Source organism: Escherichia sp. R1 (assembly GCF_003000935.1).
Taxonomy (GTDB): domain Bacteria; phylum Pseudomonadota; class Gammaproteobacteria; order Enterobacterales; family Enterobacteriaceae; genus Escherichia; species Escherichia coli.
Genome location: NZ_PSRU01000011.1, coordinates 171,670 through 177,738, shown reverse-complemented (window position 1 = coordinate 177,738; position 6,069 = coordinate 171,670). Strand labels below are relative to the sequence as shown.

The window sequence follows — 6,069 nt, the reverse complement described above, 5'->3', positions numbered from 1 at the left end:
ACGGACCTCCGTGGAGGTCCGTTGATATGAACTTGGTGCCCGGACTCGGAATCGAACCAAGGACACGGGGATTTTCAATCCCCTGCTCTACCGACTGAGCTATCCGGGCAACGGGGCGCATTAAACCTGATTCGCCTCGTCTCGTCAATCAAATTTCTTCAATTTACTGCAGACTGCACAATCTATCATCACTTTGCCGCTAATGCACGCATTGTCAGGCAAACCAGGCGGTCCAGGCGGCGGAAAGGGGCATTGCCAGAAGGAGTGCTGGAAGCATGTTGACCACCGGGAACATTTTAATGCCACAGATGCGTAATCCGGTTGCCAGCAGCAATAAACCGCCTACGGCGCTGAAGTCTGCCATCATCGACGGTGTGGTCAGCGGTAATATCAGCGCGGCAGCCCACGCCAGCGTTAACTGGATGATCAGTAATGGGATACTAATCACCGATACCGCAATACCCAGCGAGCAGGCGAAGATCATCGCCGTAAAGAAATCAAGAAATGACTTGGCGATTAAAATACTCGGATCGCCGGTCATCCCTTCGTTCATCGCCCCGAAGATCCCGGTGCCGCTGGCGCAAAACAGGACAATAATCGCGACATAATTCTGAATAAAAGATTCATGCGCTGGCTTCTTACGTGAGTGGCGAAACAGATTTTGTGCTTTGGTGACCGCGGTATTGACGCCTTTTTCCAGCAGACAAATTTCGCCGATTAATGCACCGAGTAAGGTTGCTAAAACCATCGCCGGAAGGTTGGCGCATTTCACCACCAGTAAAATACCAATCCCCAGCGATGCCAGACCAAAAATTGATGTCATGGAGACGCGGATACGTTCCGGTAAGCGTTGGCTGAGCAGTGCGCCGAGAACGCCACCCAGTAAGACTGCACTAGCGTTGATAAAAGGGCCGATGACCACAAGAGTTCCTGTTAACTGTATTGTTTGATTTTCTTATTATGAACTTTTTGCCTTGTTGATGGCTTGTCTGGTCGCAAAGTCCTGGCTTGCACGCTTTAGCGAAAGGTGCCATGATTGCGCGAATTTTCTCCTCTCTGTACGGAGTTTGCCCGATGCACGCCACCTCCTTACATTCTCTCGCTTATCGCCGTTTCGCGCGAAACTCCTCCCTTTTTCTGCTCATGCGGTGAAGTTAACGCACGCTCACTGCAGGACAACAGTAAAATCAGAGCGTTTCTGCTTTTACTGATGTCTGGCGGTCGGAGCTGGTGACCAGTTTGACCCATATCTCGTGGGGCAGGGTTTTTCACCTTGTCCGGTATTCTTACTTCCCCGAAACGGGTTTTGCGCTTATGAAATCAATGAATATTGCCGCCAGTAGTGAACTGGTATCCCGACTTTCTACTCATCGCCGCGTGGTGGCGTTGGCAGATACTGATTTTACGGACGTCGCGGCAGTCGTCATTACCGCTGCGGATAGTCGCAGTGGCATTCTTGCGTTGCTTAAGCGCACCGGTTTTCATCTACCGGTGTTTTTGTATTCCGAACATGTTGTTGAATTACCTGCGGGCGTTACGGCGGTAATCAACGGCAACGAGCAGCAGTGGCTGGAGCTGGAATCCGCAGCCTGTCAGTATGAAGAGAATTTGCTGCCACCGTTTTATGACACGCTGACGCAGTACGTTGAGATGGGTAATAGCACCTTTGCTTGCCCTGGACATCAACATGGTGCGTTCTTTAAAAAGCATCCTGCCGGACGCCATTTTTACGATTTCTTTGGCGAGAACATCTTTCGCGCCGATATGTGTAACGCTGACGTAAAATTGGGCGATCTGCTGATTCATGAAGGATCGGCGAAAGATGCGCAGAAATTCGCAGCCAAAGTCTTTCATGCCGATAAAACCTATTTTGTGCTGAACGGCACATCGGCAGCGAATAAAGTGGTGACGAATGCGCTGTTAACGCGTGGCGATTTGGTGCTCTTCGACCGTAACAACCATAAGTCGAATCATCACGGCGCGTTGATTCAGGCGGGGGCGACGCCGGTCTATCTGGAAGCTTCACGTAACCCGTTTGGTTTCATTGGCGGTATTGATGCGCACTGTTTTAATGAAGAGTATCTGCGCCAGCAAATTCGCGACGTTGCGCCAGAAAAAGCCGACCTGCCGCGCCCGTTTCGCCTGGCGATTATTCAGCTGGGAACCTATGACGGCACTGTCTATAACGCCCGTCAGGTGATCGATACCGTTGGGCATCTGTGTGATTACATTCTGTTTGATTCCGCGTGGGTCGGTTACGAACAGTTTATCCCGATGATGGCGGATAGCTCGCCGCTGCTGTTAGAACTTAACGAAAACGATCCGGGGATCTTTGTGACCCAGTCGGTGCACAAACAGCAGGCGGGATTCTCACAGACGTCGCAGATCCATAAAAAAGATAACCATATCCGTGGACAGGCGCGTTTTTGCCCGCATAAGCGGTTGAATAATGCCTTTATGCTCCATGCTTCTACCAGCCCGTTCTATCCGCTGTTCGCCGCGCTGGACGTTAACGCCAAAATTCATGAAGGGGAGAGTGGGCGTCGGCTGTGGGCGGAGTGCGTTGCGTTGGGGATTGAAGCCCGGAAGGCGATTCTTGCGCGCTGTAAGCTGTTCCGCCCGTTTATCCCGCCCGTTGTTGATGGCAAATTGTGGCAGGATTATCCGACGTCAGTGTTAGCCAGCGACCGCCGTTTTTTCAGTTTTGAGCCGGGGGCGAAGTGGCACGGCTTTGAAGGATATGCCGCGGATCAGTATTTTGTTGATCCGTGCAAGCTGTTACTCACCACGCCGGGTATCGATGCCGAAACCGGCGAATATAGCGATTTTGGCGTTCCAGCGACGATTCTGGCGCACTACCTGCGTGAGAACGGCATTGTGCCGGAGAAGTGCGATCTCAACTCCATTCTGTTCTTATTAACTCCGGCGGAAAGCCACGAGAAGCTGGCACAACTGGTGGCGATGCTGGCGCAGTTTGAACAGCATATTGAGGATGACTCGCCGCTGGCTGAGGTGTTGCCGAGCGTTTATAACAAATATCCGGTGCGCTATCGCGACTACACCCTGCGTCAGTTGTGTCAGGAGATGCACGATCTGTATGTCAGTTTCGACGTCAAAGACCTACAAAAAGCGATGTTCCGCCAGCAGAGTTTCCCGTCAGTGGTGATGAATCCCCAGGATGCGCATAGCGCTTATATTCGCGGTGAAGTGGAGTTGGTGCGGATTCGTGATGCCGAAGGGCGAATTGCGGCAGAAGGGGCGTTGCCTTATCCACCTGGCGTGCTTTGCGTGGTACCCGGGGAAGTCTGGGGTGGGGCGGTTCAACGTTATTTCCTTGCGCTGGAAGAAGGCGTGAATTTGTTGCCGGGATTTTCGCCGGAGTTGCAAGGTGTCTATAGCGAAACCGATGCGAATGGCATGAAACGGTTGTACGGTTATGTGTTGAAGTAAGAATAAAAAAACGGGTCACCTTCTGGCGACCCGTTTTTCTTTGCGTAATTAGTGGCTAACCGTCTGTGTACCTGTCGGGACACGAACGTGTTTATATTTGAACATCGCCATGAACGCGAAGGCCAGAACCACGGAGTAACCTGCGAAAATCAGCCATACGGTCTGCCAGTCGGTAATGCCGTTTTGGGTGTACATCTCAACCACTTTACCGCTCACGATGCCGCCGAGGATACAGCCGAAGCCGTTGGTCATCATCAGGAACATCCCCTGCGCGCTGGCGCGAATTGCCGGACTAACTTCTTTTTCGACAAACACCGAACCAGAGATGTTGAAGAAGTCGAATGCGCAACCGTAAACGATCATCGACAGTACCAGCAGTACAGTACCGAACGGAGTCGGGTCGCCGTAAGCAAACAGAGCAAAACGCAGGATCCACGCTACAATACTGATCATCATTACGTTCTTAATACCGTAGCGGCTTAAGAAGAACGGGATGGTCAGAATGAACAGGGTTTCAGAGATCTGCGAAATCGACATGATGATTGACGCATGCTGCACGATGAAGCTGCTGGCAAACATCGGATCTTTGTCGAAGCTGTGCAGGAAGGTATTACCGAACATGTTGGTAATCTGCAGTTCCGCGCCCAGCAGCATTGAGAAGATGAAGAAGATTGCCATACGCTTGTTTTTAAACAGCGCGAATGCATCGAGGCCCAGCAGGGTTGTCCAGCTCTGATTCGCTTGCTGTTTAGCAACCGGAATATGCGGCAGAGTCAGGGTAAACAGAACCAGAACGGCGGAAAGAGCTGCGCCAATATACAGCTGCATGTGGCTTAATTCGAAGCCGGACAGGCTCACCACCCACATTGCCATGATAAAGCCGATGGTGCCCCAGATACGGATTGGCGGGAAGTCAGTAACGATATCCATCCCGGCATTTTGCAGGCGATAGTAAGAGATGGTGTTGATTAACCCAAGCGTTGGCATATAAGCAAACGAGTTAATCAATATCACAAGGAACATCGCCTCCGGCGTAGTGACCTCTGCCGCCATGAACAGCGTGATAGCGCCAATGGTGTGGCAAATGGCATAGACCCATTTCGCACTTAACCATTTGTCGGCCACAATCCCCAGCAGCGCAGGCATAAAGACCGCGGCGATACCCAGTGAGCTATAAACTGCGCCGATAGAAGCACCGTCAAACTTCAGGGTAACAAACATATAGGAGCCGAGGGTCGTCAGCCAACTTCCCCACAGACAGAACTGCAGAAAAGAGAGGATTTTCAGCTGCAGCTTAAGATTCATGTTAATTTCCTCACATCGTGATGCGGATGAGTGTTTGAAAAAGCACATTTGACCGTGCGAGATGATGCGATTCTATCAACTTCGCGGACTGGTTTTTTGTTACCTGTGGCAAATAATTGCAAACATTCCCAATTTGCAAAACGAAATTGTGATGTGGATAACATTTTTACCCCTGAGCATCGTCAGGGGCGGTTAGTGGAATTATCGGCGGCGGTAAGATTTTTGCGCGGTATTCACTTTATAAAGATAACGGCGAGATTCCGCAGAGGGATGGCGGGTCGTCAGCGTCTGATAAACATCGCCCGGCGTCATGGTGTTAATAATATTGGCAGCCTGAATCTTATCATTCGAAAAGACTCGTAGCACGCTGCCTGCGCCGCCGTTATAGGCGGTGATGACGGCATAACGCCGCGATGTTGGGTTATCAATTCCGCCGAGATAAACGTTGTTCAGCATCGCCAGATACGCGGTGCCGGTATCAATATTGCTGGCAGGATCAAACAAGAAACTGCGGCTCGGCGTGCCGGATTTCCCCTGCGAGCGGAACACATCTTTCCCGGCGGTATGTTGTACCACCTGCATTAATCCCAGCGCATCGGAACGGCTGACCGCATACGGGTTAAAGGAAGATTCAGTCTGCATAATTGCCAGAATCAGCGACTCATCAACGCCATATTTGCGTGACGCCTGGCGGACCATACCGAGATATTTGTGCGCACGTTTATCAAGGTGGTTCGGCACCATGTTAATGGTGACGCTGTAGATGATACGCAGCCCGTTGCTGCGGCTCTTCAGACGGTTTTTCAGCAGATAATCCGCGAAGTTGCTCGCGCGACCTTCCCAGCGAATCGGCTGCCCGGTGTTGTCCACCACCTGACCGTAAAGGAAAGGTTCTTTCGAAATCGTAATATCATCAACGTCGGAATAGAGATCGACCGAACTCGGATCGTCCCCCATCAGCAACGTTTTGATTATTGCCCGGCGCAAATGCGCGGCAGGTTCTGTCCCGGCGATGGTTTCGATAGTAATCGTACCGTCATCGAAGTTGATGTGGCTGCGGGTCTGATATTGATCGGTGTATTTCACGTAGTCCTTAGGACCGGCGATCACCACCTCTTTGAAGCCCCAGATGTTCTCAATATTGTGGGCAAATTGCCCCATCAGAATATCAAAACCGTTGGTATCTTTGACCCAGGCTTCGTTATAGGTATCGCCTTTTTTGGTCGTCGAACAGGAGATGAGCAACGGCGCAATCAAAGCCAGCGCGAGATATTTTTTCATCATTCCGGGTGCGTGTTGTGTTTGTTTTTATGC

At 51.2% G+C, this 6,069-nt stretch carries 5 protein-coding genes and 1 tRNA gene; 2 read left to right on the top strand and 4 right to left on the bottom strand.

Going from position 1 to position 6,069, the window contains the following annotated elements; all coding sequences use genetic code 11:
- Positions 1-33: 33 nt before the first annotated feature.
- Together C4F37_RS15170 and C4F37_RS15165 are read right to left on the bottom strand one after the other, a co-directional pair.
- Positions 34-109: transfer RNA gene (locus tag C4F37_RS15170), tRNA-Phe, on the bottom strand.
- 105 nt (positions 110-214) lie between these two features.
- Positions 215-922 carry a DUF554 domain-containing protein gene (locus C4F37_RS15165; protein WP_000234526.1) on the bottom strand — a complete coding sequence of 236 codons (708 nt, stop codon included), beginning with the start codon at positions 920-922 and terminating at the stop codon, positions 215-217.
- 152 nt (positions 923-1,074) lie between these two features.
- On the opposite strand from C4F37_RS15165, the gene C4F37_RS27865 reads away from it, so the two are divergent.
- Both C4F37_RS27865 and speC read left to right on the top strand, forming a co-directional pair.
- Positions 1,075-1,152, top strand: coding sequence for a hypothetical protein (locus C4F37_RS27865; RefSeq protein ID WP_212734103.1), 78 nt, complete (start codon positions 1,075-1,077; stop codon positions 1,150-1,152).
- A gap of 162 nt (positions 1,153-1,314) precedes the next feature.
- Complete coding sequence (gene speC, locus C4F37_RS15155) at positions 1,315-3,450, top strand: ornithine decarboxylase (protein ID WP_001305317.1); 2,136 nt, start codon at positions 1,315-1,317, stop codon at positions 3,448-3,450.
- Positions 3,451-3,498: 48 nt separating this feature from the next.
- Here speC and nupG read toward each other — a convergent pair whose 3' ends face one another.
- Both nupG and mltC read right to left on the bottom strand, forming a co-directional pair.
- Complete coding sequence (nupG, locus tag C4F37_RS15150) at positions 3,499-4,755, bottom strand: nucleoside permease NupG (RefSeq protein WP_001296363.1); 1,257 nt, start codon at positions 4,753-4,755, stop codon at positions 3,499-3,501.
- Between the two features lie 201 nt (positions 4,756-4,956).
- Positions 4,957-6,036 (bottom strand): membrane-bound lytic murein transglycosylase MltC, encoded by a 1,080-nt coding sequence (gene mltC / locus C4F37_RS15145; protein WP_000760323.1) that lies wholly within the window; start codon positions 6,034-6,036, stop codon positions 4,957-4,959.
- Between the last annotated feature and the right edge of the window lie 33 nt (positions 6,037-6,069).